This window comes from Mucilaginibacter oryzae (assembly GCF_003148845.1).
GTDB lineage: Bacteria > Bacteroidota > Bacteroidia > Sphingobacteriales > Sphingobacteriaceae > Mucilaginibacter > Mucilaginibacter oryzae.
The window spans coordinates 1-26,741 of record NZ_QGHA01000005.1 but is presented as its reverse complement, the minus strand read 5'-3'; the positions used below and the strand labels follow the sequence as shown (position 1 = coordinate 26,741).

The window sequence follows — 26,741 nt, the reverse complement described above, 5'->3', positions numbered from 1 at the left end:
ATGAATAGAATAATTGTTTTGTTTTTTATCGGAATACTTACCTGCAGCCGGTTATACGCCATTGAGCACAAAGTCAGCATCAGCGGGAGCGTTGATGGCCTGAAAACCGGAGATAGCGTTACGATTACGGTCTGCCCGTACCTCGGGCGCTTAGGTGAGTTGAAGAGGGCCTTTACGGCGGAGGCGAAAGGTTCTCGTTTCGAATTGCAAATTCCGGTGTCAGACACGCCGCGCTTCGTACAGATACAGTTTGGCAGGCTGGACATCAAAAATGTCCCGGCCTTGCTGCTGTTCCCGAGCGACGACCTGGATTTTACGATCCGTGACAACCGATTGTTTTTTAGGGGGCCGTCCGCGTCGAGGTTCGTTGTACAGCAAGAGATAGAAGCTTTGCAGGAAGGTTACAGGCGTAGGTTCAAAACCGTTTACGCGCCGGATGTTTTGCCGGTATCGTTAGCCCGGATCGATTCGGGTGCGGCGATATGCCTGGATTACCTGGAAAGCCGGAAAACTGAGGTCGGGATCCCTGCGTACCGCGTTTTAAAAAATAATATCATGGCAGGGGCGCTGGCTTCGAAATACGGTTATGTAACCTATACCTGCCTGCATCAACCTGCCGACCTGCAGGAGAAATTTATTAAAGCTATCAGGCAATTGGATAAGCCTTTTAACGGTTATCCGTCTTTTGTTGTCGCGGATAGTTCCGGTGGGCCGACATCGGGTTTCTCGGTGGAACTGGTCTACCAGCGATACCTGGTCGATTCCTGTATACTTGCCCGTAGAAAGTTCAACCTGCATGATTGTTACCGTTTTGAATCCCGGGATTTTACGGGTGCCATGCGGGAGCAGTTGGTCACGGAGCTTTTTATGCTGAAAAGAAATAGCCCTGAGCTTGCTGCTGCGGATCTGGAAGACGCTTTGGGATTTGTTAAAAACACAGGGTTCCGCGCGGTGCTTGGAAAGATCAGGGCGATGAGTTTAACCGGTTCGGTCGCGCCGGATTTTATTTTGCGGGATGCGGAAAATAAGCCGGTTAAACTGAGTGATTACAGGGGAAAGGTGGTGGTGCTGGATTTCTGGTTTACGGGATGCGGTGCCTGTAAGGCTTTGGCACCGGTTCTTTTTGAAGTCGAGCGGAAATATGAGCACCGGCCGGTGGTGTTTATTTCCATATCCATTGACCGTACCCGGGGGCAATGGCTGGCGACGCTGAAGACGAATGAATATACTTCTCCGCTGGCGGTCAATTTTTATACGGAGGGCAAAGGGGACCGGCATGAGGTCATCAAAGATTTTGATGTGCATGGTTATCCGACCATTATAGTAATCGATAGGGAGGGGAGGCTTTGTCCAAAGCCGGAGCTGGATGAGAGGGGTTTATCGGCATTGATTGATCAGTATCTTTGAGGTTCTTTATAGCGAATGTATTACCAATAGTTATACAGTCGCTGTATAACAGGCGTTTAAGGACAACTTTGACCCTTTGGCTGTATAATATTGGAGGCCAATTCTATGCATCGTGGTTTTTAAAAAGGATCTGCTCTTACCATTTGAAAATGCAGCATTCCTGGCGACGAATATCATTTATACCTTCAGAAATTATCATTTTATAGAAGTACAGTATATGATGATTCCCCCAATTATAGTTAACCGATATCTTTATGTTCGAGTATTTGCAATTCGAATTATCGATACAGAAAGTGCTTATACGATGTAAATCAATAAGTTATAAATTTTGCTTACAAGCGGGCAACAATTTATTTGACCTAAATTTAGGCCATTTTTGATTTTGTCCTGCCACCAAAGGTGTGGAGATCTTTGCAAAAGTATATTTTTTTAATTAGCTATGTACCCATTAATCAAAAATGATTGTAGTTAGTCTTTTTGACACCTTTAATAGTCCCCCAATCGTTCCTTTTCCAATTATCATTTTACTTAAATTTTCTTACTTGTGTCGTTTCGGCATTTATAGGTATTTCTTGATATTGTTTAGATTAAATGCTCAATTAAAAGCTTCAATATTCTAGTAATAATTATAAAGATTTTAAACACAAATGTTAACGCAACCAGAAATTTTTGACCTTCGGAAACTATTAGCTCTACCAAGTCTTAAAGACGGATTTATTCAAGCAAATTTATCTGGACTTGAAATCACTGGAAGTCAATAAAATGCTGAGCAAATTGAATTTTTCAACGCTGTAGTTGACGGCAACTTTAAATTTGAAAAAGCGGAATTGAATAAGTGCTTAGCTTTTTATAGTAGCGAATTATGGGAACAGTGTCTTTTTTTGACTTATCTGCCAGCAGTGCGAGTGATGATGGTGAATCCCCAATACTGATTTTCAGCAACTGTATCTTCTATGACGACTTCCAAATAAGGGGTGCCATATCTGGCTTGCAACGTATTTTCACCTGTGACGCGTAGTTTGCTGAATTGTCATTCGATGCAGGTGATGAAATGGATCCACATAGTTATGACAACGTTGATATCGCCATTATCAAACCACATTTTGGTGTTGCCGAAAACGGGGCGGCATGGATCACTGAGGATCAGCTTGGACATCGCGTCATCCTCTTTATCACCCAGCACCTCGTCGCCATAGTCTGCGCAACTGACCAGGTCGCCAACATGAATGACGCTTATGACCGTATTGCCGGTTTGGATTTTGGTTGGGTAGCGTTCATCGCCGGCCCCTCGAAACCGCCGATATCGAACAGTCCCCGGTTTTAGGCGCGCATGGCCTGAGAAGCATCACGATATTCCTGATTGGCTAATGACATTTTCCAATTAAATAAGATAACAACGACCTTCCAACATTCTATCAGTTTGCCCTTTTTAAGGTTGGATCGCCACTTATTCTCTCTGATTTCCCGAAATGTCAGGCAGGAAATGATCTTTTTGCCTTAGGCTGCTTAACAGTGTAGGCACGTTTCCCGTAAATGAATTTAGCTGTGACCCCTAAAAAAATAATTAATTTAAAAATCAAAATTATTTTTCATTTGAGTTGCGCGATGAAATATTAAATATTAAATATTAATATTATATTAACAGTCTGAATATCAGTCGTGGTTAAACACCTAATCCTAACACGTTATGTTTACATTATTTTTTCCTGAGGCCGGACACGCGGAGTTATTTGGTCAATCAATATTATTCGATTATGGCAACTGAAAACTTCGCAGAACCCATACTTTCGTTCCGGGAACTTATTGACAGGTTCAGCCCTGATTCGGTCAATCCTGATGAAATTTTGTCCTTTTGTCACACTACAAGGGAAGGCTATGCAACCGACATTATTACGAAAAATTACGCGAAAGCCATGCCATGCAAGGTTTATTTGGAAGATCTTGTTTATTTTTTCTATGGAAAGGCTAACTATGTTATTGATAAAGATGAGATGGCAAGTTATACTGACGATCCCCCGGTTTGCTTTATTTTCAACCCCAATGCAGTAAAAGAACAGATGAAGAGGATACTGCCTTTTGACTCAGGTGGTTATCCTAGGTATGAAGTCAAAACTGGTTATACCAAAGATAGGTACACCTATGAACTGCCACAGCTGAAGCATATTCTGGGCTATATAAAACTGATTTATAAAACACACGAACGATATATGAGGGGGGATGTGGATATGGAAAATCTGCTGCTATTTAAGGATGTATGTATTGAACTGGAAGAAATGATAAAGATGTACGAAAAGGCAGCTAAAGGGGATTTAAAGGCAGGTAAACAGCTTTATACATTTGAAGTCCAATACGGGTCGAATGTGGCATTTGAGCCGTCACATATCGTTATACCTTATTTGTACTATACAAAACCCTACTGGTCAAAACATTTTAACGCTAGATTTCCAAATATTCTATTGGAACACTACGGGGAAGTAGAGCAATTTGAAAATTACGGGCAACCTTTAGAAAACTTTGAGTACCATTCTTTAATGCGGAAAAAGGTTTCTGAAATCCTTAATAAAACTGTCTAATAGCTTCGGAGAGACAAACATGAATAATTTCTACTATATCGGAGTCATGGTCGCAACCGTCGAAGCAGACCGTTTTTTAACATCTATATTTAAAGATGATCATGGAAACTTTTTTACGCAAGAAGATGAAGATGAAAAAATTATCGGGTTCAAATCGATTTCTCTCACAAGAGATATTCACCATGCGGAAAAGATGATTCCTGTCCAAAAGAACCAAGATAAAATTTATAGTTTCATGACTGTAAACAAATTGCTGATCAGTGGGAACCGCCATGAAATTGAAGAAAAGCTACTGCCCTTGCTGTACGGGTTCGAGTTGACAGATCAAGCAAAATTAATGTTAAGCTCCTTCTTTAAATTTTATCAAAAAACTATTGACTTGATTGCTGCTAATCAGGATGAACTCAGGAACAACGGGATCACCAGCCACATCAACAGCGAAGCCGCATTTCGAACGGCAAAGGAGCAATCACCTGATCCCAAGATTTTACTTGAAAATATTAAAAGGAGATGTTTAAGATTAAAGAAACAGGAAGATCGAGTTAGAATTGAGGATGTGGTATATCTGAACCAGGAACGGGCATATTTTACTAACCAATCATTGAGTATTGACGCCCTTGCTAACGATGTCGCTCTACAGAATGAGTCTTATAATAAAATTGTAAGCGAATTGATAACCGTAAGGGTCGAGGACGATAGGAACATCTTAAAGTCAATCTTATACGACAACCTTGAGGCTTACTATTTTGTATTATATTCTGAGTATATAAATCTTGAGCAATGGCAGGTAGAAAGCTTTTTATCGCTAAAAAAAAGCCGGGAAAACAATTACCGTGACATTTTTGACATAGGAAAAGATCTTGATAGCAGAATACATGGAGCAGCAATTATTCCTCCCTTAATGGAAGAGACCGACACAGTAGATGACGGGTCAATAGACCAAAGTTTCGAGGAAATAATAACATCGAATACTTATTAAACATAGAAAGTATGCCAACAGCACCCGACAATCGCAACCATTTTCACTTCATATTAACCTGCTTCACTCCGCAAGATATCGAAGGTGTAATGCAAGACATTCGTCTTTCAATGGATGGATATAACTTTTTGTATTCTTTGGATACATTTGATATAATGGAGAATTATATGCCTTACATCAAGATCGAATTATTTTCGAAAAGTGACAGGAATTTCCAGGCTCAAAAATACATATGCTACGATTACTTTTTCGGTAAACTTAACAGCACCAATTGTATTCTTCTGAATGAATATAAGATAGAATTGATCGCGGCAAAAAACAAATTGAACAAGGTACTAAGGGATGTAAAAGCGACCATCAAAAATTTAGACGATCTTAAAAAAGAAACGGACAACTTTTTAAGCAATCCTGAAAAAACGGAAGAGTTTGTTAAAAATAATTTGGAAATAATTTTATTGCTTCTTATTCTAAACGACAAAAGTTATTCGATCCTCCAGGAGTTTTTTTTATTTATCAAAACACGCTTAAATATTATTGATATACCTGTAAAAAACAAAAAAGATAGAGAGCAAATCGACGCCATATTCGAGTCTACCAATCCAACATCTGCCTCCGCCCAAGTTTTCAGAGACTATGTCGAGCAAAACAGAAAGCAACTCATTGTTGAAAAACCGGCCGAAAGACATATTTTCCTTGAAAATACTTTCAGGGACATCCAAGCCATCGAAAGAAGTATAAAAATCAATGACAGACTCGAAAAGGAACTTAAAAATAAATACTGCTTGAATTATTTGTCTTCAGCCAAAAAAACATCGGATATAGTCAAACTGATCGAACAAAACGTTACAAGTCAAAATATTACTCAAAACAAGACATTACATAGAAATATTTATCAGTATTTTCTATTTGACAGATTGAAAAATGAGTATGCACACAATCCACAAATAGCGCTGCATATTCTTACGGATCTCAAGGAACTACTTCAGCAATTTTCAGAGAATGCATCTCAAAATGAACATTTGACAACGGCAGGGAAAAACAATGTAATTGTTATTATTAAACGACTTTTTGACGACAACCCCAATGTTTTAGAAAACCATTTCAATTTCAGTGTCTACGAAAAATACGAAGAGACTTTTAACAGACTTACCTCGGGACAAACAGAAGGGCCATTGCCATTAGAAGAACTCACGCAAATTATCAATGAAGTCAACAAGAATAAAAACTTATATCAGTCGAAGATCTACGCGCTCGAAAGCAGCGTCTCGCAGCTGAGGCTCGAATATGAAGTAATTGAAACCTTTTGGAAATTAGAGGAATTCGAGCCTGAGTACAGACCGGGAAGAGACGTCATTAAAAATCCTTACCAACATCTTCCAAACTTATTATTGATCAGCGATTCCTTTAATTCTGCTTTAAAAGACAGACTCTACATGTTCCTGAACTTAAGTGCGGAAGCAACTGAAAAGAACCAGGCGCTGCTTAAACAGCATGTCAAAAAGATCATGGATGAACTGTATTTCAGGAATGATAATTCAATTTACTATAAAACGCTACGTTCACTTATTTTTACATATTTAAATTTCGTAGCGCAAAGCAAATTTCGGCCAAGCTCCAAGCAGGTTGCTGGCGTAAATGATAAATATTCTGAGGAACGGATTATTTTAGATCTTGAACGTCAGTACGAAATCGTCAAACTTCAATATGAAAGAATTGACTTTAAACATATTGAAGTCCAATCCAAACTTCACTATGTGCAAGGCAATCAGGAATTATTAAATGAAATCAATTACTTGTTATTGTGGCTATACAGGAGAAATGATCTGGAGGATCAAGCCATGAAAATATCACGTGGTTTAAATTATGCTGAGCTGGAAGATCCAAGAATTTTTCAGGGAATAGGCTTGTGCCATGTCGCTGCCGCCTACAAGAAAATAGAAAAAGCGCCGAACGAAGAAGAGGCTATAAAGTATGAGATAGACATGGCTCTTCAAATGATGAAATCCGCGCAGTTAAAATATCAGTTATTAATAAATGGTGCTGTTAAAACGGAAGCTTCAAAGTTGATCATTAAGAACTATATAGCTGTTTTGAATTCCGTTGCTGATCTATGTGTTAGAAAATTTGAGATGCAGATTGCAAAACCAGATGAGTCCTTAATAATTATGGCGAGAGAGTGTATTACAGAAATCAAAACGCTATTCAACATGATCGATTTGTTTTATGACTTACACCCTACCTATTTAGCTACCGAGATTGAAGTTGAATACTTTGAAGCACAGCGCCTTTACGGTCTAGGTAAAATGAGCAGTGCGCACGAGAAAATAATTGACGCTACTAAAAGACTTTTTCAATTGAATAATTTACCTGATACTCAAATTTTTGTTGGGTCAATGTTTTTAAAAAAAGCCGAACAGGTTAACAAATTAGCCTCATTGATTTACCAAAAAATCCCAAAAAAATAGATGGAAGAAAATGCACCACTTACCTTCCTTTCACAAGAAGTAGAAGAAAGGATTAAAGGAATAGACGACAGAAGGATTTTTTATCGAAAAAAAGCAGCGAGTTTTTTTTCTGCCTTAATAATCCTTACAGCAATTAATACATTGATATTAGGATTAAAAACGGATTTTTCACCGGATTGCGTAAAGAATATAGCGCTTCTTATCAGTTGTGTTCTTACTGTATTAAGTGGATATAACTCATATTACAGCTATAAAGAATTATGGTCAGCAAATAATAACGCGCTCAATCGCTTTTATTCACTCAGGTTTAACGTTAACTTTTTATTGAAGACTGAGAAAACAATTGATGAAGCAATGCTCAGCCATCTAAAGCAGGAGTACCAAGCCATTTTGGATGAACTCAACCAATCGTGGTTTAAATCCAAATCGGAGCAACAAATCTCTAACAAATCCTAATCTATTGTAATTGCTGGTATCGAGAGGCGATGGTGTAAAAAAGTCGTTTGTAAATCCGTCAGTCCCACTTAGGTGCCGCAAATACCATTGCATCCAATGCTTAGCTGCCGCAATATTATCAGTAGTAGGTTGTACCACCAGGCCGATAGCTGCCAGGTTACCATTATAGTGGTTATGCGGTAGCCCGTATTTCGGGTCTCAGGTTGACCATTATCCATGAACGCCCCATCCGCCAACTTCAGACCGCGAATATAGACGACCTGGTTTTGTATCAACTGATGATAAGGCCTCTGATCATTCACATTTAAATAAAGAAGCAGAGCAGGAATGAGGAGCAAATACTTTATCATTTCTTTTTAAACAGGCATACATCATCACCGATTTTAAATCGAACGGGCCATCATCAAAGCCTGAATCGCCATTCTGAATGTAGGTTTTAAAATTCACCTTAAACCGGGAAATAATATTATTCCATTGGATCGTAATGGTATTATCCCTGTCTGCCCTGATGATCTCGTGGAACAAACCCAAGTCATGGTCGATCTAACGTACAACATTTCCAACACTGCATCCATTGGCCAAATGCGTAAAATGTTCACCACGCGTCATACCTATATAGGAAGAACAGCCTCCACCAGTAGTAAATAATACGTAATTTTCGGTAACCGCATCCGCTACTTTGAACCGGACATTACTGTGCGTTTCCCAGTTTTTTATGGCATCAGTTATGCGGGATTGGTTTGGCAAGGCGCTGTCAATTTTATGATAAACGATACCATCCGGCCAACGACGCCCAAGCGTGGCTGCGCCAAACAAGGACTTACTGGTATCTGCCTTTAACTGGGCTTTGCTAAGGATGATATCGCCTTTCCAAACTGCCTCTCCTTTTATTTCAAGGTAATGCAATTTATTATTGCCGATCTGAACAACTTTTTCGATTCCCGATTCACCGGGAAAGGCCTGTGCCGGCGCACATGCTTCTCAAAATGGTGGCCGGTGCTTACAGGACACCAAAATCCAAAGCGATACAAAAGAAAAATTTTTGAAAGGTTTCATTGGAGCAAGGGTTAGGATTACCTTGTTAATATTAGAAATAAAATATTGAAAAACAATACTTTAAGAATAGTAATTAGAGCTTTTTGTATAGTTTGAATTGGCAGTTTATACAATAACGCTTCTACTGTCCTCCAACGTGTATCATTCCTTAGACAATTGATACTTAGCTTTGATATTTCGAGGATATAGTTCACAATCTACTTTTGCATCCAGAAACTAATTGCGTGCTGAAGGCCAGTAGCTTATAGTAGGAAAGTAACAACCTGTAACACAGTTTACAGGAAAACCGTCGAAGAACCGTTTTTCGACTATGGAATCGGCTTGAAATATTAACAAATGGAAATCGAAGAAGTATTCAATGCTCCGTGAAAGTTGGATAAGAACCGTTATAAGAATGTTCCGGTTTTTTGTCGAACATTTTTTAGAACCGGCCATTATCCGTTAGCAAAAAACCAGCTGTCGGCCTTGCCGGCAGCTGGCATCGTTAATTAAAGCGTTACGAAAACGCGGTCAGTCGCGGTGTGGCCCGCCGGGATCTGGTTATCGCTTGGCGCCGTGTTGGTCGAAATCTGGCAAATGCGGCTCGTTACGGTTAAACACTGTGCTGTGTTTGGGTTCGGTACCGTTTTGGTCCAGTGGAAACCGTTACCGGCAGTTTGCCTGGCGTAATAAGTGGTTGCCTGTGGTTTAGGGCTGAAAGCAAATGCGCTGCCCACGCCCGATAGGGCTGCAATGGCCATAAGGCCCATTCTGATCTTTTTCATGGTGTTTTAATGTTTAAAAATTGTTGGCGGATTTTACCACAGGACCCGCTTTAACCTGATTTCGCGCGCGAGAAATATCTTAAGCCTTGATAGGCTTTTGTTTAGTTGGTGAATGATGTTTGGACCGGTAATACCTGGCGTTTGCCAGCGCTACTCCGGTAAATAAAAAGTTCAGAAAAAAATGTGCTCCCCAGCCCAGCGATTTAAATACCCCGCCGCAGGCACAGGGTACCCTTGAGAACAGGTGAAGCCACGCCGCGCCGACGTATAGGGTGAAACAGGTCATCATCACAAGAAAGGCGTAAAGCCCTGCCAGCCGGCTCCTGTCCGGTATCAGCAAGCCGGCTACGACGGTTTCCGATATAGGCAAAAAGTAGGTCAACGGCGTAGTCATCCAATCCGGCAGGTGCTGAAAGCGCATGGCAATGCTAAAGTTCCCGAAATCCAATAGCTTGCTTAAGCCGGTGTACAGGAAGAGCAGTACCAGGATGCCGGTGATCAACTCGTAAAATATTTCTTTTTTCATAGCTTAGGGGATGAGGAATGATGGAAATGGTATTTGACCGGGATGGGCGAATCGTAAAAGAAAATGCAGGGTGCCGCTGTTACCGGTCAGGAAATCAGTTAAAGGTTCCGGTTGCGTGCCGTCAAGCCAATAGCAGGTGCCCTGATCCCGGTAACAGGAATTAAGCAGTGCGTCCCGAACGGCGTTCGCACGGATCTGCCATTCTTCGTCACCGAAAACGCGTAATGCTTCGAGGTAAACTTCTCCTAAACCGCTGAGGCCATTGCCGAACGCGCAATAGTTACTGGTGATCTGAACAGGGTGGTAAGCCAACACCCCTGCCGCGATTTCCCGGTATCCCGGATCTCCCAATATTTCGAAGGCTTTGATATAGGTAAGGGCTACGCCTGAAAACCCATGTTCCAGCCAGGGATCAACGGTTTTGTTTTCGTTGCTTACCGGCCAGGTCAATCTGCCGCGGTCCGGTTTGCGTTGGCTCGTAAGCCACTGCAATGCTGCAGTGATCCGCGTTCTTAAGCCCTCCGATGGGTAAACGGCATAATAACACAAAAGGAAGTAGGTGATGCCGGCAACACCATGTGAAAAGCCGGTAACCTGGTATTCCCTCAGTCCGGGTACCGCCGGGCCGGTTATCCAGGCCCCGTTTTTTTGCTGCAGGACGCTGAGTTGCCCGACGATTTCGGCCAGTTGGTTGATGGCAGGCAAGTATGCTTCCTCGTCCAGGAGGAACAGCAATTGCAGGCCATGTCCGGCAAGGCCGCCTGAGATCCCCGGCGACAATTCGTGATGAAAGTACCCGGGTAGTGAATTGATATTATCCATCAGGTAGGGCCGCAGGTCGTTTCTGGAAAGTAACTGCGTTAATCCGGCCTCGAGTATTCGCAGATCTGTTTCGGAATGCCGGGTCTTATCAATTTTATCCAGCCAGGAAACGACTTGTGCTATCACTTTCGACCTGGTGGTTTCCGAACCGAAACGGGCACAGGAGGCGAGGACATAGATTTCCCTTAAGCCCGGCAGTTCCATGGCGTTGGTTTCGCTGAAGGTTGTTTCGTTACGAAAGTGTTCAGGCGTTAAGTTTAACATTTCTGCGTTCCTGTTCTTTTCAAAAAAGAGTTTGGTCAGGGTTAGCAGGCAGTCATCCAGCATGGTATTCAAATAAAAAGGGTGCTGTTTTGGAGGCCGGACGGTCTGTTTGGTGGTGAGCAACAAGGTATCGTTCAGTTTCAGCACTTTTTCGATTTGATCCAGAGAGGGGCGGCGGCTTGCGTTCACATCTAAGCAACTTACGATCATCGAAACCATCGATGTTGACTCAATGAAGTAAGCCAGATTACCCGTAAGTTGATCCGGGTTATTGTGGTTGAATTTGTTCGGCAGGATGCTGGTGAGAACGGAAATGAACAGAGCGCCCAAGCTGTAAATATCGTCCCCGAATATCGGTTCAGCACCACTTTCCTGTGCGGGCGACATGTAGCCCGGCGTTCCCAAGGTAAACGGCGGATTGGGAGTTCGTGTTGCCAGGTTGTAGCAGAGCTCGATATCGATCGCGAATACCTGGCCGGATTCCGTTACAATGAAATTGGCAGGCGTTACGTCACGGTGAACGAAGCCATCGGCATGAAATGCGGCCAAAACGTGCACCACCTGTAGCAGGTAGCCAATCATTTCCCTTTTTCTTTCAGCCGGCATCGAGCGCCAAACCAGCCCCTGGCTCAGTTGCGCAGCCTTTTCGCTTAAGGGAACTGATTCGATGTATTCCATGGCGAAGAAGGCATCGCCCATTGATTCGAAACATGCAATGGCTTTCGGAAGGATGTTTTGGCTTTCAAGCAGTCTGTGCACATCGTATTGCCAGTGCAGCCGGTCCCGGGCGTCGCGGCCGGCATCATCAAAACTTTGGTATCGCCTACCTTGTTTGATCACGCACCATTGCATATCAAAAATCCGGTTGATTCTCAAAGCCTTGATCACATCGCCTTTTGGATCCCTTTTCAATGTTTCAACAGGAATGTAGTTCCGGTTGACAAGGCGGGGCGTTTTATAGGCCTTGAGGGGCCTTATATCATAAAATGGCCAGTGCTGCCCGTTCGCTTTCAGGATTTCCATCAGTGAATTTGCTGCGGCCGAGCCGTAGAACATTGATCTTGCAATATGGCTGCAATTGTTGTCTCCAAATAGTGATCCATAATTTACGGCGATGGTGCCGGTTAAATGATAGGCACAGGGTATGGACGGACCGATAACGCCTTTGGTAAGTTCAAGGAGTTTGTTGATTATTTCAGTAAAATTAGCGCTATCACTAACACCGATGGATATCACCTTACCGGTGAGCTGAAATCCAATCAGGCCGCCCAGTATATTGTTGTGTTGCCCGGCATCAGCGGGTATGGCAAATGGAAACTCCTCTGTTTGCAGGAACTTAAAAATGGGCCGGATGACTGAATCAAATTGCTGGCATACGACCGATATATGGATGATCCAGCTTTCAAACCCTTCAGGAGCGCCCGAAATGAGGTAGGGTGCGGTATGGAAAAATGAAATGCCTATTTCCCTGAAATAAACGGCATACCCCGGTTGCGATGCGGTGGGAGGGACTGCCGTGTTTGATGACGCCGTGTCAGTAATTGTTCCGGTAGAAATTGATTGCCCCATTGCTCTTGTTTGTTAAGGTTAACTTGCTGAAACAAAGTAAGGGCGTTGCCAAAAGCTAAAACAGTGGAAAAAGGGTGGTATGGTTCTGAAGGGAATTGTGGCTGGACGGAACGAAGTACAGTACTTTTTCTTCTAAATAATGTGTTGAAAGAGTTGGATCGAATGTTGATCAAAGATTTTTAGTGTTGAACTTTGATCAACCCCCAAAAAAATTTTTTTCTTTTAAACTTAGTTTCGTTAAGTGATTGTCTTTGACAAAGCGATCCATTTATTTGTGGTCAATGTAGGGTACAACGCCCGATGTTATGTGCGGTAAAATGGTCGCTTTTCTTACCTCAACGAAAGTGGCTTTTTTGGCAGGTTCCAATATTTTGATGAATGGCGGGCTGATTCCCGCCCTTTGACACAGACGGGCAAATGGCACCAGGAACAAGTGCCCTTTTGCAATTAATTTTTGCGCTTTTCAGCGACCGGGCTATCGTAGCGCCTGTTCAGGATGTCGTAGGCGATCCAGCCGACGCGGTAGGCGACATCGTTCTTGTAAAATTTGATTAACAATGGATTTTGTGTTTGGTGGTGAATCCGGAGTGAGATAGTAATTGTCGATGATATCTTAATTTAGTTCATCAACCGACCCCGCCCTTAATAAACTCTTTACAAGATCAACTATCTTGTAAAGAATAAACCTGGGTGTTCCTTCTTTTTAATCCGGCAACTTTATTGTTAAGGCTATCCTTCATAATAACAGAATTTTTCCAACTGTTTCCGATGTGGACTTGACTAGTCCATTGCTGATGAGTTCTCATCTTTATTTACAATAATCACTTAAATTTAACAGAAGTTTAATAAATTGCATTTTTAGACTCTATGATTAAAGATCTAAGTGACGCACAATTGGTCGTCTCCCTCAAAGAAGGGAACAAAAACGCTATCACGGAGATTTATAGCCGGTATCGGCGAAAGTTACTGGCTATTGCCTACAATCATACAAGAGATAAATCATCGGCTGAAGATTGACGGACTCAAAAACCTGTTAGATAAATGGTAAAACTTTTAAAGATGCACTGATTGTTCTTGATGAAATACATAATAGGCTTTCTGTAATAGAAGCTATACGTAAATGATCAAAGGATGAAACTGTAGATGAATTGCATGTACTTCATCCATTAGTGCCTGATGCGAGGTGGCTATTTGGTCCAGAATTCGAATCTACAGAATATGCATCTAATAGGCAACTTCACTCAGCTGTTCAAACTGTTTTCAAAAAAAGAATTTCAAAGGAAAGCTTCAATAACTACAGGCAAAGGCCGGATATTGTGCTTTTGAATGATTCGACAACGTCGATTAAAGGAACGGAATTTTTTGATAATGAATCAAATTTAGGGACTGTTAATTGCTTCGGATGTAATGAAGTCGCCTATGGCCCCAGCCGCGGTACAACAGCTGCTTACGTAGACAGTGTTCAACAGCACGACAATATTATATATAACAACAATCAGCCACTTTCCGATAATTTCGTTCGGGGAAAAAAGAAAAACCCTAATACTTTAGCGTAAGTATTATTGACGATGACGGCTTTTCGGGAACCGATTGAGGTTTAAATCTACTATACTGAAATTTCGGTGTGTCAATTAAATTATTAAAAAATTGCGAATATTGATGATTTTTACTCATGTTTTAAGGTTAAAGATGCAAAAAATAACTACTTTTCAGGTTTAATTGCTTCCGCATCTCTTGGCGACGTACGAACTGCTTCCTGATCATGAATTGCTGTTACTTCTGAAAAATGATGACAGGCAGGCATATACTGTTATTTACGACAGATACAAAAGGCTTTTATTTGTACATGCCTACAAACGGCTTACAGATACTGATACCGCCAAAGATGTTGTTCAGGAAATTTTTACACAACTTTGGGCAAAGCGCGTGTCCGTTGTTCTTGAAACAAGTTTGCGCGCATATCTTTATACCGCTGTAAGAAATCAGATTTTTAACCTGATTGCAAAAAAACAAGTGGAAGCTAAATACCTCGATTCGTTACAGGATTTCTTAGACCAGTCCACTGAATTTGCCGATCACAAAACGAGGTACGCACAACTTATGGCATTGATCGAGTCAGAAATTGAACAATTGCCGACAAAAATGCAGGAAGTGTTTCGACTTAGCAGGAATGAGCAGCTTACGCACAAAGAAATTTCGCAAAAGTTGAACATATCAGAGAAAACCGTAAAAAAACAGGTTCAAAATGCTTTAAAGATATTAAAAGGGAAACTCGGACCGCTGCTTTTTATGCTTATGTTATGATAATTTAAAATTTATTTTAAAAAACTGCTAAGTTAGATACTCCCAACATGCCGTTAACTTGTCTCTATACATAAAGGGGACACATTTATGGCACGTAAATACGACGCTAAACAATTAATAAATAAACTGAGAACAGGGCAATTAGGTGCTGATGAAAAATCAATACTTGAAAGCTGGTATATTGTATGGGGTGGAGACAAAGAAATTGATCTTGATGAGGACGACCTTGTCAAAACACTTGAGCAAGTGGAGTCAGAGTTACCCCAGCTGGTTCGCAAAAATAAAAAGCTCACCTATTGGCCGCGCTATGTAGCGGCTGCGGCTACAATTATTTTAGCCATCAGTATCTTCCTTTTTCTGTTCAATCGTCCTCAAAAAGCAAATCAACAGTTTGCAACACATATTACACCAATCACCCCCGGTAAAAACGGAGCGAGGCTTATCTTATCAAACGGGCGTACCATCGTACTTAATGCGGCTGATAAGGGGCCCCTCGCAGCAGATGGCGGATCGACGGTAAGTAAGGCAGATGAGGGGCAGCTTAAATATGTAGAAAATGACAAACATGGTAATGCCAATACTTCTAATACTTTAATTACAAGCAGGGGCGAACAATACAGGCTCCTGCTGCCCGATGGTACAAAAGTGTATCTAAACGCCGGGTCATCGCTTAAGTACCCGACTTCATTTTCAGGAGCGGAAAAACGTGCGGTGGAGCTAAAGGGCGAGGGATATTTTGAAGTTGCTAAGGATGCCCATCATCCATTTATTGTTTCTTCGGCGGGGCAGGAGGTGGAGGTACTCGGCACCCATTTCGACATCAGTTCATATCCCGACGATGCTAAGGCCTTAACCACTTTACTTGAAGGCAGCGTCAGGATCAACGATAAATTACTCAAACCTGGTCAGCAGGCCGTAGTAACCGCGCACCAGCTTAAAATTTTTGACACTGACGCGCAAAGCGCCATCGCCTGGACCAAAGGCCGTTTTCATTTTAACGGCGAAAATATCACCGGGATTATGAGGTGCATAAGCAGGTGGTATAATATAGAGGTAACTTTCAAGGGCGACATGCGCGGCAAAGACTTCGCCGGCGGCTTTTCCCGGTATGATGATGTAAGCACCATACTCGATCTGCTGGCTTCCACCAATCACTTACATTATACTATCGAAGGAAGGAGGGTAACGATAATGAATTAACCCTCTTTGCACACCACAAAAAGCAAAAAACCAGTTAACGGCTGCTACCGCGAACTGGCCCCTGGTATAACCAGTAATGCTAAGTTTTATATGAACAACTCGAATTAATTGAACTATTGAACTTAAACGATTCAAATGTAATGAATTTTTTTACCCTTTTTTATAGCCCGAAGCCCGTCCGGAAAGTTGGCTTACTATCGTGGGCGAAGTTTTTGGCAGTTTTACTTTTTTTAATCAATATTCATATCTCCGCGGCAGCGCAAACAAAGAAAATCACGCTTCATCTTAATCATGCGCCTTTTGAAAAATTGCTCAAAGTGTTAGAGAAAGAGAGCGGCTACGAATTTCTTTATAACATTCATGATCTGTCTAAGGCTTTGCCCGTTACTATCAATGTTACGGAGCTTGAATTTGATAAGGTGCTTGCCCGATGCTTCGCGGGCCAGCCGCTTGGTTACGAGGTAAAAGATAAAACCATTGTAATCAGGCTGAAGCCGGTAGCTGCACAACTGCCGTACGGTACCAAAGCGGATACGCTTAACATACATGGTGTTGTATATGCTGCGGAAGGCCAGCCTTTAACAGGCGCTACTGTTAAGGTAGATATTACCCCGGGGTTTTCGCGGATCTCGTTAGTGGATAATTACGGCTATTATCAAATAGATAAGGTACCCGCTAACAGTACCCTGCAGGTGAGTTATATCGGCTATGAAACGCAAAACATACCTGTTATGGGCAGGAGCAGCATAGATATAACCATGAACACCGCCAACCAGGAAATGCGTGAGGTATTTGTTTTATCTACAGGTTTCCAGAAGCTGAATAAAGAACGCGCTACCGGATCATTTGGCAAGCCTGATATGAAAGTATTTGGCCAGCGCGCCGCTACAAACGATATTGTTAGCCGCCTTGACGGGCAGATAGCCGGTTTGACTGTTGTTACCGGTTTGCAGGGTAACGGCACTACAAGGCAGGCTGTTGTTAGAGGAAAAAGTACGGTTACCAACGGGTCGCAGCCGCTTTATGTAGTAAACGGTGTACCTGTGCCTGATATAACGGCCCTCAACCCTGATGATATTGGCGACATCACCGTTTTAAAGGATGCGTCGGCGGCAGCTATATGGGGGGCGCAGGCGGCGAATGGCGTTATTGTTATTACAACCAAATCGGGTCGTAATAATCAAAATATCAATATCAATTATTCCGGCTATGTCACTTTTACCGGCAAACCAAATTTTGGGTACGCCAACGTGATGAACAGCCGGCAATACATACAGGCTGCGCGCGAAACCTTTGATCCGGTAACCTATCCATGGAGTAGCATTTCAAATAGTTTTATAGCGCCACACGAACAAATATTGTACAACCAGAACCGTGGCATCATCAGTGCCGCAAGGGCGGGTGAACAGCTCGATAGCCTTTCAGCTATAACCAACACTGGGCAAATAAATGACCTCTGGTTCAGAAACGGAATCGTTAATAACCACACTGTATCGGCAAACGGCGGAGGTGACGCTTATTCGTTTTATAGTTCCGTATCGTACACCGGTACTCAAAGTAACAACCCGGGCGAGAAAAACGACCAGTACAGATTGACTTTCAACCAAACCTTCCGCCCTAACAAACGTGTTACGTTAAATCTAAATTCGTCATTCGCTTACGCGTATAACAGCAATAAGAGACCGATAAGCATTGGGGCCGACTTTATTCCCTATCAGCTATTCAGGGATGGCAATGGTAATAACATCCAGTTAAATTATCTGCAAGGCATCCCGGATGAAAGAAAAACAGATTATGAGCAACGGAGCGGCATCAACTTAAACTATAGTCCGCTTGATGAACTGGGTAGCGGATATACCCGTGGTAAACTGCTTAATGTGAATGCCACCGGCGACCTGACCGTGAAAATCTGGAAAGGGCTTAGTTTTCAGGGTACTTATGGCTATCAGCGCATTCCGGGTACTACGGAATCCTACGACGATATCTCTAAATACTCAATGCGCAGGGAACTTCTTAATTTTACTGTAGCGCCGTTTGCCGGGTCTACACCTGTTTACTATCTTCCAAATACCGGGGGGCGGTTTTCCACCGCAAGTTCAAACGCTGTTAACTGGACTGTCAGGAACCAGTTAATGTTTACCTCTGCGCTTAGAAACGGCGAGGACCACCTTAATATCCAGTTAGGCCAGGATCTGCAGGAACAGTCAACCCTGGTAAATACTACCATAGTAAGGGGGTATGACGATGCGTTGAAAACTTACAGCCTTTTAAATTATCAAACATTATCTCAGGGAGTATTTGGCGCTGTAGGCTCATTTCGCAGCGTTTTTACAGAAAAGCCCTTTGATACGTTTAGCACCCTCAGGCGATTCCGTTCCTATTTCGCCTTACTGAACTATTCGATGACTGATAAATATCAGTTGGATGCAAGTATGCGTAGAGATCATAGTAACCTTTTCGCATCAAACCAGGCATCGCAAAATAAACCCGCGTATAGTGTTGGCGCCAGATGGAATGTTGGCCGCGAAAAGTTTATACAAAGAATTGGCTGGATAGATAATTTAAGCCTTCGTACAACATACGGCATCACCGGAAATTCGCCATACCTCAATGCTGCCTCGCTGTATGATATAGTTAACGCTCAAACCAATTCAACATTCGGTAACTCCCTTTACTTATCCTCCCCTGCAAACAGGAAACTAACATGGGAAACTACCCGTACTATTAACATCGGTATTGATATGGGGGTACTAAACAACCGGATTTCGGGTAGTATTGATGCCTACCATAAAAATACTACAGATTTACTGGGCAGTATATCTGTAAATCCGCTAAACGGCTTTATACGCACTAACGGCAATTTAGGCAATATTACCAATAAAGGCATTGAGATTAACCTGAATTCCATGAACCTGCAGGCAGGTGCATTTAAGTGGCAAAGTCATATGGTATTCAGTTACAACCTGAATAAGCTTGCATCATACAGCGAGCCAACGCCCGATATGCTAACCGATACCTGGCAACTTTCATCGCAATGGGCCGTAGGCTATGCTACGCCCGTGTTATTTGCCTATCGTTACGCGGGGCTCGACAACATGGGCGACCCTCAAATTAAACTGGCGAACGGAAGTATTACAAAGGATCCTTATGCTGCAACCGCTGCCGACCTTGTGTATAAGGGCTCAACTTTACCTAAATATAACGGCGGCTTATCCAATACGTTTCAATATAAACAACTGTCGTTAACGGCCAATATGATCTTCAATCTCGGAGCCGTAATGCGGCGCGATGTTAACCAGTTTTACGCGGGCCGGTTAAGCGGTACCGCCGGAAGTTTCAGCGGGAATATCAACCCCGAGTTTGAAAACCGGTGGAAAAAGCCAGGCGATGAGCTCAATACAAATATCCCGGCTTACGTTGCCAGCCTTGGTGTCAATAACTTCAGAAGAAATACCAGCTACTACACTTATGCTGATATTAACGTAGTGAGCGCATCATACGCCAAACTGCGGGATATTACGCTTTCGTACGGGCTGCCTGCCAATATAGCAGGCAAGCTAAAACTCAAGACAGTTAACCTTTACGTGCAAACGGGTAATTACATGATCTGGAAGAACAATAAATATGGCATAGACCCGGAATATCAGGCATTCAATATCGGCGTAAGAAGCTTGCCGCAATACCGGCATACTTTCACCCTTGGGGCTAATGTTACATTTTAAATTTAATTGAAGATGAAAGTACAACATTATAAAATTATTATGTATACCGGTCTTTTTTCCCTGTTGCTATCCTGTAAAAAAGACTTTTTAAACGTTGTTCCGCAAGGCCGCCAGTTAGTTACCACAACTGCCGATTTTGATAAAGTAATGAACGATCAGGGCCTGTACCTTTATGACTTTGCAGGCGGATGGCAACAGTTAGTTTTAATGGGCGACGATGTGGCCGCCGAAGAGAGACATTACAATTCGGGCGGTAGCCCGGGTATGTCGCAAAGGGCGTTTGAATGGCAGGCCGATGTATTTACGCCTACCGATTACGACTGGACCATGCAGTTGTATATGGGTAACGTTTATACCGTTAACAAGGTAATAAACGGGGTTAATGAATCAACCGGCGGCTCGGCTGAACAAAAATCGGCATTGTTGGCTGAAGCGAAGGCAAACAGGGCCTGGCTTTATTTTCAATTTGCCAATTTTTTTGGAAAGCCTTATAACCAGTCAACTGCAAGTTCAGACCCCGCATTTCCTATCATCACATCAGCCGATATAAATGCTACAGGTTTTACGCGGGCCAGTGTTAAACAAGTGTATGATTTTATCACGACCGACCTGAAGGACGCTATTTCAAAACTGCCGTTGAGTGGTAAAAGTAAAGTGCGCTTTAATAAGGCCGCGGCCGAAGCGCTGCTGGGCAAAGTATATCTTTTTACCGGTGATAACATAAACGCTGTTGCCATGCTTAACGCGGCAATAAAGGATAACAGCGCTTCATCAACGTCGGCAGTGTTATACAATTACAACCAGACCTTTGCACCCGACGGCGAGTTTTACCCGGTAACAGACTACGGCCCTACAAACTCGCCTTTTGGCGGCTATACCAACGTAACCGAGTCGCTTGTAGCAAAGTCTTTTTATAACGGGCCGTATAACGGCAACGGCTTCATGAACGATTTCATCGTGCTGTCTCCGCAAGCGCGTGCGCTGTTTGATCCGGCAGACCTCCGTTTGAATTTTTACGCGGCTCAATTTCCATATCAGGAAGTAAACCCGTCGGGGCGTCTTTCGAAAATCGGTGTGCAGTTAAGCCGTTTCGGTATTCAGCTTCCGGAGCTGTATTTACTTAGTGGCGAAGCAAAGGCCCGCAACGGTGATTTGGCCGGAGCCGTAGCCGACGTGGAAACATTACGGAAAAACAGGCTGCCTGCTGACCGCGCGGCCATCTCCGGTACAATTGCATCCAACCAAAATCTTTTGATCAGATTCATCTTTGATGAACGTGTGCGCGAATTTGCAGCGGAAGGCTACCGTTGGTTTGACATGAGGCGCATGTCTGTCGATCCGTTATTTAGCGGACAAAAATTTACCCATTTGCTTTATGCAGATGAAACAAACAACGCCAAAACTATAACGCTGGATGAAAAGCGTTTAACCTTAAAACTGCCTTACTATATCATGGTTGGCAATCCACAAATAACAAACAATCCATAAGTCATGAAAAAATACATCATATTTAGCTTTTTATATCTGTTAGCGACGGTAGCCGTTGCACAACATCCATTTACAATTACCGGCCAGCTTGCAAAAGATAAACAAGGCATAATCCTTTTAGAATACGACAACGCCAAAGGTGATTACATACAGGATTCAACTAAAGTTGTAAACGGCGCGTTTACATTTAAAGGCACAATTACCGACCCTGCCTACGCCACGCTGAACCTCAACCCATATAAGGGGCCGCTAACTGCCGCCACTATGTCGAAAATTGATATGCAAAGATTTTATATTGATGGAAATGTCAATGTAAAAAGCTTGGGAGGCATGAAGGAGGCGATAATTACGGGTGGAAAAACCCAGGCTGAATTTACCCAAAGAAATAAGCCATTTGAACCATTGAACGAACAGCTTAAGCCGATTAACGAAAAACTTGCCAGGCTATCAAAAGACGACAGTACCAGGATGCCATTAATGAAAGAACTTGGCGTGCTGATGAAAAAGGCCGACCAATTGGACAGCGTTTTTATAGCTCTGCATCCCGATAGCTATGTTGCCTTCGATATCTGGAGGAGAAAAAAGGCCCGTGCAATTACACCGGGCCTCAACTCATCGTTTAACAGGTTTAGCAAGAGTATCAAAGAATCTGAAGCAGGAAAAATATTAAGTTCAAAAATCGATGCGGTTACGCTGCTTACCAAAGGAAAGCCTGCGCCTGATTTTACCTTACCCGACAGTGAAGGGAAAATGGTGTCGCTATCATCATTTAAAGGCAAGGATGTTTTATTGGTATTCTGGTTCAGAAACTTTGTGCCGTTTGACAAGTTTGCCCTTTACATGAGACGGGCCGAAAAGCGATTAAAAGAAAAAGGAGCGGTTATAATTGGCGTTAGCTATGACGATGAAGATATCTGGAAGCAGCAAATAGCCGAACAGTTTCCGGGATGGGTGCACCTTAATGATGTTGAAGGATTTTCTGAAAACGGCCGCTCTGCAGGCGCCGTTACAAAAAGTTATGCCTTATTCAATAAAGGCACACTCCCGGCAGCCTATCTTATTGGCAAAGACGGTAAATTTTTATCGGACAAGGTAGTGCTAAATGATAACGAATTAGGATTTACACTTGAAAAATTGATTGAAAATGAAGGCAAATAACATAATGGGGCTTTTAGTTGTTTTGCTGTTAACAATTACAGCATTAACTGCAAACGCGCAACGGGTTGAAGACTTTCCCGATATCGGCGACCCAATTACAACTTATCCGCAGGTAGAATGGATAAAAGGCGGCCCCATAAGTAAATTTGAGGATGGCAAAATTTATTTGGTTGAACTTTGGGCAACCTGGTGCGTACCCTGTATGGCCGCCATGCCTCACCTGAATGAGCTTAGTTTAAAATTTAAGGATAAGATTACATTCATTGCCCAGGACGTATTTGAAAGGGATGAGGCGAAGGCTGTGAGTTATGTAAAAAATCACACCAACGAACTGAATTTTAATATCGCCCTAAGTGGCCCGCCCGGAAGTGATTTTGATAAAAAATGGATAAAACCGGCAGCTGTATCAGCAATACCCCAAACCTACCTTATACAAAATGGTAAATTAATGTGGGTCACTACGCCTGATCAAATTAACGAGCAGGTACTTCAGTTATTGGTGGATGGCAAATTTACCATGGATGCTGCCAAAAAGCTCAGTAAATCCGGATCGGGTAATTAACCATAATTTCAGGGCCTGCTTGATAAGCAAGTTTTGCGATTCTGAACATCAGAAATTATGTGAAAGTCCCGGCGATATAGTCGGGACTTTTTTAATGATATCACACCGCCGCGTGTCCCGCAATGGGTTTTCCAGGGGATGAATGATGAAATATTGAAACATCATTCACCTGACAACGGGCGTGGCCTGCCGGCTGATTTTGACATGTATGCCTGCAATTCCCCTGGAGTGAACATGATGATCGGCCTGACCGAACAACACGGTGGCAGGATCAGCTTCACCAACGATCACGGTACCGTCATTACGATCGCTTTCCCGGTCTGAGTTAGAAAGCATTGAAGGTTCCTAATAGATCCCCGATATACCGTTCAGGATCATAATCAACCCTGAAATGCCTGAAGGGCCCCTCAGGTAAGGAGCAAATCACTATTATTATTTAGAATTAGTTTAAATAAACGTATTATTGCGCCAAATTTCAACAAATGAAGCCAAATCTATATTCACTTTTTACCATCTGTTGTTTACTTATGCTATCCAGTATAGCTAATAGCCAAAACGTTAAATTAAGAGGGTTTGTCAAAGACTCTTTATCGCCAGTTCCATATGCGACAATTCAAGTTAATCAATTAAAAACTTCGGGTGATGCCAAAGGGCGTTTTGAGGTTTTTGTACCTGCCAGCCAGAACTTACAGATCAAAGCATCTGCTACCGGGTATGAAACTTTATCAGTAACGTTATCACCGCTTACGAAAGATACGGTTATCACACTCATGCTTAAAAGATCTGATCTGGCCCTCGGTGAGGTGATCATTTCAGCCACAAGAAAGCCTGAAAGCCCTAAGAACATCGTTTCATCGGTGAGTATAGTTTCTAAAAAGAAATTGGAAACCGAGATAGCAGTTAATCCCGACCTGACCAGCATTTTAGCTAACCAGGTACCAGGTTTTGCTCCAAGTGCCCAGTCTGGCAGCAACGTTGGGCAGAACCTTCGCGGGAGGCCCATGCTCGTGATGATAGATGGTGTAAGCCAGTCATCGCCGCTTAGAAATGCCGAAGTTGATCTGCGCTCCATTGATCCTTCAGTTCTTCAACAAATAGAAGTTGTTAAGGGCGCCACGGCAATTTACGGGAACGGCTCAGCAGGAGGATTAGTAAATTATGTAACGCTTGTACCTGATACCGCTAAAGCTTTTGCAGGTAAAACCGATATTTTTTTAAACAGCTCGCTGATCAAACTCCGCAATTCGGTAGGTGGTCGTCTCAGCCAGATGTTTTACGGAAAGGTCAACAAGTTTGATTATGTGGTTAGTGGAGTTGCCGAACAAACCGGCGAATATAAAGATGCCAAAGGAGATGTGGTTGGCCCTAACTACAGCCTTGGTGAAACCGATACCTATAACGCCTTTGCGAAAATCGGTTTTGAACCGACAAAGTACCAGCGGCTGCAGTTGGTTTACAATTACTACAGTAGTTTGCAAAACAGCAACTTCACCCTGGTAAACGGGAACCTTGCAACCGGTCAGAAAGCGACTGGTGTATTGGGGAAACCGCTTGGTATCCCAACAGGAGCTAAATATAACCACAACGTGCATTTGTCATACAAGGTTGACAGCCTGTTCCTGAAAACCAGTTTAACCGCCGACGCTTATTATGAAAAGCGTGAAGATGTATTCTATGTTTCACTCGGACGTTTCGATGGCGGAGACGGTCAGTCTTTGGCTCATAACGATAAAAAGGGAATCCGCTTATTCCTGCAAACACCGCTGGTGAAAACAAATTCGATTAATGCTAACCTGTCTTACGGACTGGATGTTTTGAAGGATAAAACATCGCAGCCATTGGTTGATGGGCGTGTATGGGTACCGACAATGGATATGACCAACCTCGCGCCATTTGCCCAGGCGGATGTAACGCTGGTACGTGACCTGGTATTAAAGACGGGGTTCCGTTTGGAGCGCGTCAATATAGACGTAGACGATTACCGCACACTAAGGATCACCAATGCAAGCGGTGCAACAGTTACGCCATCTTTTGATGTAACCGGTGGCGCACTGAAGTATAACACAGGCTTGTTCAACGCCGGGTTGAAATATAACCGTTGTGAGTTATTTAGCCCTTATGTAAGCTTTTCGCAAGGATTTTCAGTAATGGATATCGGTCTGGCCTTACGGGACACCAAGGTAAACAGCATTGATAAGATCAACACAGATGCAGTAAAAGTGAATAACTATGAGGCCGGGTTCGAAAGCCGCTACAAAGGGCTTAATTTTTCAGCCTCTGCTTACCGCAGTACATCTAAATTGGGCATCGAGGTAGTTTACGACCCGGCTACCGGCTTGTTCAATACTGCCCGCAGCCCTGAAAAAATATATGGCTTTGAGTTGGCTGCTTCCTACGTGTTAAACCGGGAGTTAACTATCGCCGGAAGTTATAGCTATACGGAAGGCAAACGCGATGTAAACGGCAACGGAAAATACAATGACCCTGAAGATGCGTATCTCAACGGTAGACGGATTTCTGCCCCTAAAATTACCGGGAGTGTCACTTATTCACCGCTACAAGTGATGGATTTTACACTGAATTATACCGGTATCGGAAGCAGAGACCGGTTTGCAAAGAACAATACAGGAATATATAATGGCAATGAAGGCGCGGTAAAAGCCTATAATTTATTCAATCTGATTGCCGGATTACGCGTCAATAAAAGCACACGGGTTAGCCTGGGCATAGAAAACCTGTTCAATGCGTATTACTTCCCTGCACGTGCCCAATGGTTCATGCAGCCCGGTTTTTTTTCAACAGGCAGAGGAAGGGCGGTCAACTTTGGAATTTCGGTTAAATATTAAAGAAAACAGTATCGACCGTTACAAATTGCTGACTGGTCATTCATCATGCCATTAAACTGCCTCCGTTTATCCGTAAACGCATGGAGCTGTTGGAAAAAGCGGCAAGCGCTGTTCAGAGGCTGTGCCATAAATCAAAATTGGCCGTCTGTGGCCAAATAAAATTTCGACATCGGCTGGTCACTAATAAAAAAAGGGCAATTTTCGATTTGAAATTGCCCTTTTTTATTACATTTTGAGTAACGGTTACCAGGTACAAGTTGTGCCTCATAACCAGGCGGCCGCTACCAAACATCGCCTCTTCTTTATCAACCTGGGCGGTTACCAAAGCGGCAGGCTGGAAGAGCAGCACTACACGCTACTGACGGTGCAGGACGATAGAAAGGCGGCCATAAAAGCATCAACCGCTACAGATTTTTTTAAAACCGCTTCGGTAACCCGGGTTAAAGCGGCCAGCGCCCACATTGACGAAAAATACGGCATCGATGTAGATGACCTTTACCATATTGAAGACCTGCTGAGTGAAGAAATTAAAAGAAGATACCATATTCAGCTTACCGCCAACTATAATGGGCCGGCGGAC

General features: G+C 42.8%; 20 protein-coding genes and 2 pseudogenes. 17 read left to right on the top strand and 5 right to left on the bottom strand.

Features of this window, described 5'->3' with window-relative positions; all coding sequences use genetic code 11:
- The 6 genes from LX99_RS14210 (at position 1) to LX99_RS14185 (ending at position 7,880) form a co-directional block, all read left to right on the top strand.
- Positions 1 to 1,407: a TlpA family protein disulfide reductase gene (locus LX99_RS14210; protein ID WP_170122701.1), complete on the top strand. Its 1,407-nt coding sequence runs from the start codon at positions 1 to 3 to the stop codon at positions 1,405 to 1,407.
- A 1,027-nt stretch (positions 1,408 to 2,434) separates the two neighbouring features.
- Positions 2,435 to 2,731 carry a hypothetical protein gene (locus tag LX99_RS14205; protein WP_146203125.1) on the top strand — a complete coding sequence of 99 codons (297 nt, stop codon included), beginning with the start codon at positions 2,435 to 2,437 and terminating at the stop codon, positions 2,729 to 2,731.
- A 430-nt stretch (positions 2,732 to 3,161) separates the two neighbouring features.
- On the top strand, positions 3,162 to 3,980 hold the full coding sequence (locus tag LX99_RS14200) for a hypothetical protein (protein WP_109608490.1): 819 nt from the start codon (positions 3,162 to 3,164) through the stop codon (positions 3,978 to 3,980).
- 19 nt (positions 3,981 to 3,999) lie between these two features.
- The gene (locus LX99_RS14195) at positions 4,000 to 4,959 is read left to right on the top strand and encodes a hypothetical protein (protein WP_022831296.1); all 960 of its coding nucleotides are present in this window, start codon (positions 4,000 to 4,002) and stop codon (positions 4,957 to 4,959) included.
- Between the two features lie 11 nt (positions 4,960 to 4,970).
- Entirely contained in the window at positions 4,971 to 7,424 is a 2,454-nt protein-coding gene (locus LX99_RS14190) for a hypothetical protein (protein WP_022831297.1), read from the top strand.
- Complete coding sequence (locus tag LX99_RS14185; protein WP_022831298.1) at positions 7,425 to 7,880, top strand: SLATT domain-containing protein; 456 nt, start codon at positions 7,425 to 7,427, stop codon at positions 7,878 to 7,880.
- Between the two features lie 294 nt (positions 7,881 to 8,174).
- Here LX99_RS14185 and LX99_RS26075 read toward each other — a convergent pair.
- From LX99_RS26075 to LX99_RS14155, 4 genes and pseudogenes are all read right to left on the bottom strand, one after another.
- Positions 8,175 to 8,696: pseudogene (locus LX99_RS26075) on the bottom strand (M12 family metallopeptidase).
- 728 nt (positions 8,697 to 9,424) lie between these two features.
- Positions 9,425 to 9,700, bottom strand: coding sequence for a DUF6520 family protein (locus LX99_RS14165; RefSeq protein WP_109608487.1), 276 nt, complete (start codon positions 9,698 to 9,700; stop codon positions 9,425 to 9,427).
- A gap of 79 nt (positions 9,701 to 9,779) precedes the next feature.
- A complete protein-coding gene (locus tag LX99_RS14160; RefSeq protein WP_109608486.1) occupies positions 9,780 to 10,226 on the bottom strand; it encodes a MauE/DoxX family redox-associated membrane protein in 447 nt (148 codons plus the stop codon).
- 3 nt (positions 10,227 to 10,229) lie between these two features.
- Positions 10,230 to 12,881: a lanthionine synthetase LanC family protein gene (locus tag LX99_RS14155; RefSeq protein WP_109608485.1), complete on the bottom strand. Its 2,652-nt coding sequence runs from the start codon at positions 12,879 to 12,881 to the stop codon at positions 10,230 to 10,232.
- Positions 12,882 to 13,298: 417 nt separating this feature from the next.
- On the opposite strand from LX99_RS14155, the gene LX99_RS25665 reads away from it, so the two are divergent.
- From LX99_RS25665 to LX99_RS14115, 9 genes are all read left to right on the top strand, one after another.
- Positions 13,299 to 13,436, top strand: a complete 138-nt coding sequence (locus LX99_RS25665) for a hypothetical protein (protein ID WP_170122700.1) — start codon at positions 13,299 to 13,301, stop codon at positions 13,434 to 13,436.
- Positions 13,437 to 14,050: 614 nt separating this feature from the next.
- On the top strand, positions 14,051 to 14,437 hold the full coding sequence (locus LX99_RS25910) for a hypothetical protein (RefSeq protein ID WP_211319022.1): 387 nt from the start codon (positions 14,051 to 14,053) through the stop codon (positions 14,435 to 14,437).
- Positions 14,438 to 14,615: 178 nt separating this feature from the next.
- Positions 14,616 to 15,185, top strand: a complete 570-nt coding sequence (locus tag LX99_RS14145) for an RNA polymerase sigma-70 factor (RefSeq protein WP_109608484.1) — start codon at positions 14,616 to 14,618, stop codon at positions 15,183 to 15,185.
- Between the two features lie 87 nt (positions 15,186 to 15,272).
- Complete coding sequence (locus LX99_RS14140) at positions 15,273 to 16,385, top strand: FecR family protein (RefSeq protein WP_109608483.1); 1,113 nt, start codon at positions 15,273 to 15,275, stop codon at positions 16,383 to 16,385.
- Between the two features lie 140 nt (positions 16,386 to 16,525).
- The gene (locus LX99_RS14135) at positions 16,526 to 20,107 is read left to right on the top strand and encodes a SusC/RagA family TonB-linked outer membrane protein (RefSeq protein WP_146203124.1); all 3,582 of its coding nucleotides are present in this window, start codon (positions 16,526 to 16,528) and stop codon (positions 20,105 to 20,107) included.
- A 12-nt stretch (positions 20,108 to 20,119) separates the two neighbouring features.
- Positions 20,120 to 21,595 (top strand): RagB/SusD family nutrient uptake outer membrane protein, encoded by a 1,476-nt coding sequence (locus LX99_RS14130; protein WP_211319021.1) that lies wholly within the window; start codon positions 20,120 to 20,122, stop codon positions 21,593 to 21,595.
- Positions 21,596 to 21,598: 3 nt separating this feature from the next.
- Complete coding sequence (locus LX99_RS14125; protein ID WP_109608481.1) at positions 21,599 to 22,753, top strand: redoxin domain-containing protein; 1,155 nt, start codon at positions 21,599 to 21,601, stop codon at positions 22,751 to 22,753.
- Complete coding sequence (locus LX99_RS14120; protein ID WP_109608480.1) at positions 22,740 to 23,315, top strand: TlpA disulfide reductase family protein; 576 nt, start codon at positions 22,740 to 22,742, stop codon at positions 23,313 to 23,315. The genes LX99_RS14125 and LX99_RS14120 overlap by 14 nt, the downstream gene beginning before the upstream one ends.
- 138 nt (positions 23,316 to 23,453) lie before the next feature.
- Positions 23,454 to 23,639 carry a hypothetical protein gene (locus tag LX99_RS14115; RefSeq protein ID WP_109608479.1) on the top strand — a complete coding sequence of 62 codons (186 nt, stop codon included), beginning with the start codon at positions 23,454 to 23,456 and terminating at the stop codon, positions 23,637 to 23,639.
- 298 nt (positions 23,640 to 23,937) lie between these two features.
- Here LX99_RS14115 and LX99_RS25660 read toward each other — a convergent pair whose 3' ends face one another.
- Complete coding sequence (locus LX99_RS25660) at positions 23,938 to 24,087, bottom strand: hypothetical protein (protein ID WP_170122699.1); 150 nt, start codon at positions 24,085 to 24,087, stop codon at positions 23,938 to 23,940.
- On the opposite strand from LX99_RS25660, the gene LX99_RS14110 reads away from it, so the two are divergent.
- Both LX99_RS14110 and LX99_RS14105 read left to right on the top strand, forming a co-directional pair.
- Positions 24,086 to 26,161 carry a TonB-dependent receptor gene (locus tag LX99_RS14110; RefSeq protein ID WP_170122698.1) on the top strand — a complete coding sequence of 692 codons (2,076 nt, stop codon included), beginning with the start codon at positions 24,086 to 24,088 and terminating at the stop codon, positions 26,159 to 26,161. The two genes, LX99_RS25660 and LX99_RS14110, sit on opposite strands and share 2 nt — an antisense overlap.
- A 232-nt stretch (positions 26,162 to 26,393) precedes the next feature.
- Positions 26,394 to 26,741, top strand: a pseudogene (locus tag LX99_RS14105) (DUF1543 domain-containing protein); the annotation flags it as partial.

Excerpts from the sequence above, each read along its gene's own strand:
- LX99_RS14120 (WP_109608480.1), top strand. The coding sequence starts at position 22,740 with ATGAAGGCAAATAACATAATGGGGCTTTTAGTTGTTTTGCTGTTAACA.
- LX99_RS25665 (WP_170122700.1), top strand. The coding sequence starts at position 13,299 with ATGGCACCAGGAACAAGTGCCCTTTTGCAATTAATTTTTGCGCTTTTC.
- LX99_RS14210 (WP_170122701.1), top strand. The coding sequence starts at position 1 with ATGAATAGAATAATTGTTTTGTTTTTTATCGGAATACTTACCTGCAGC.
- LX99_RS14160 (WP_109608486.1), bottom strand. The coding sequence starts at position 10,226 with ATGAAAAAAGAAATATTTTACGAGTTGATCACCGGCATCCTGGTACTG.
- LX99_RS14135 (WP_146203124.1), top strand. The coding sequence starts at position 16,526 with ATGAATTTTTTTACCCTTTTTTATAGCCCGAAGCCCGTCCGGAAAGTT.
- LX99_RS14165 (WP_109608487.1), bottom strand. The coding sequence starts at position 9,700 with ATGAAAAAGATCAGAATGGGCCTTATGGCCATTGCAGCCCTATCGGGC.
- LX99_RS14115 (WP_109608479.1), top strand. The coding sequence starts at position 23,454 with ATGAATGATGAAATATTGAAACATCATTCACCTGACAACGGGCGTGGC.
- LX99_RS14125 (WP_109608481.1), top strand. The coding sequence starts at position 21,599 with ATGAAAAAATACATCATATTTAGCTTTTTATATCTGTTAGCGACGGTA.
- LX99_RS14190 (WP_022831297.1), top strand. The coding sequence starts at position 4,971 with ATGCCAACAGCACCCGACAATCGCAACCATTTTCACTTCATATTAACC.
- LX99_RS14155 (WP_109608485.1), bottom strand. The coding sequence starts at position 12,881 with ATGGGGCAATCAATTTCTACCGGAACAATTACTGACACGGCGTCATCA.
- LX99_RS14130 (WP_211319021.1), top strand. The coding sequence starts at position 20,120 with ATGAAAGTACAACATTATAAAATTATTATGTATACCGGTCTTTTTTCC.
- LX99_RS14195 (WP_022831296.1), top strand. The coding sequence starts at position 4,000 with ATGAATAATTTCTACTATATCGGAGTCATGGTCGCAACCGTCGAAGCA.
- LX99_RS14140 (WP_109608483.1), top strand. The coding sequence starts at position 15,273 with ATGGCACGTAAATACGACGCTAAACAATTAATAAATAAACTGAGAACA.
- LX99_RS14200 (WP_109608490.1), top strand. The coding sequence starts at position 3,162 with ATGGCAACTGAAAACTTCGCAGAACCCATACTTTCGTTCCGGGAACTT.
- LX99_RS14110 (WP_170122698.1), top strand. The coding sequence starts at position 24,086 with ATGCTTAAAAGATCTGATCTGGCCCTCGGTGAGGTGATCATTTCAGCC.
- LX99_RS14185 (WP_022831298.1), top strand. The coding sequence starts at position 7,425 with ATGGAAGAAAATGCACCACTTACCTTCCTTTCACAAGAAGTAGAAGAA.
- LX99_RS25660 (WP_170122699.1), bottom strand. The coding sequence starts at position 24,087 with ATGAGTGTGATAACCGTATCTTTCGTAAGCGGTGATAACGTTACTGAT.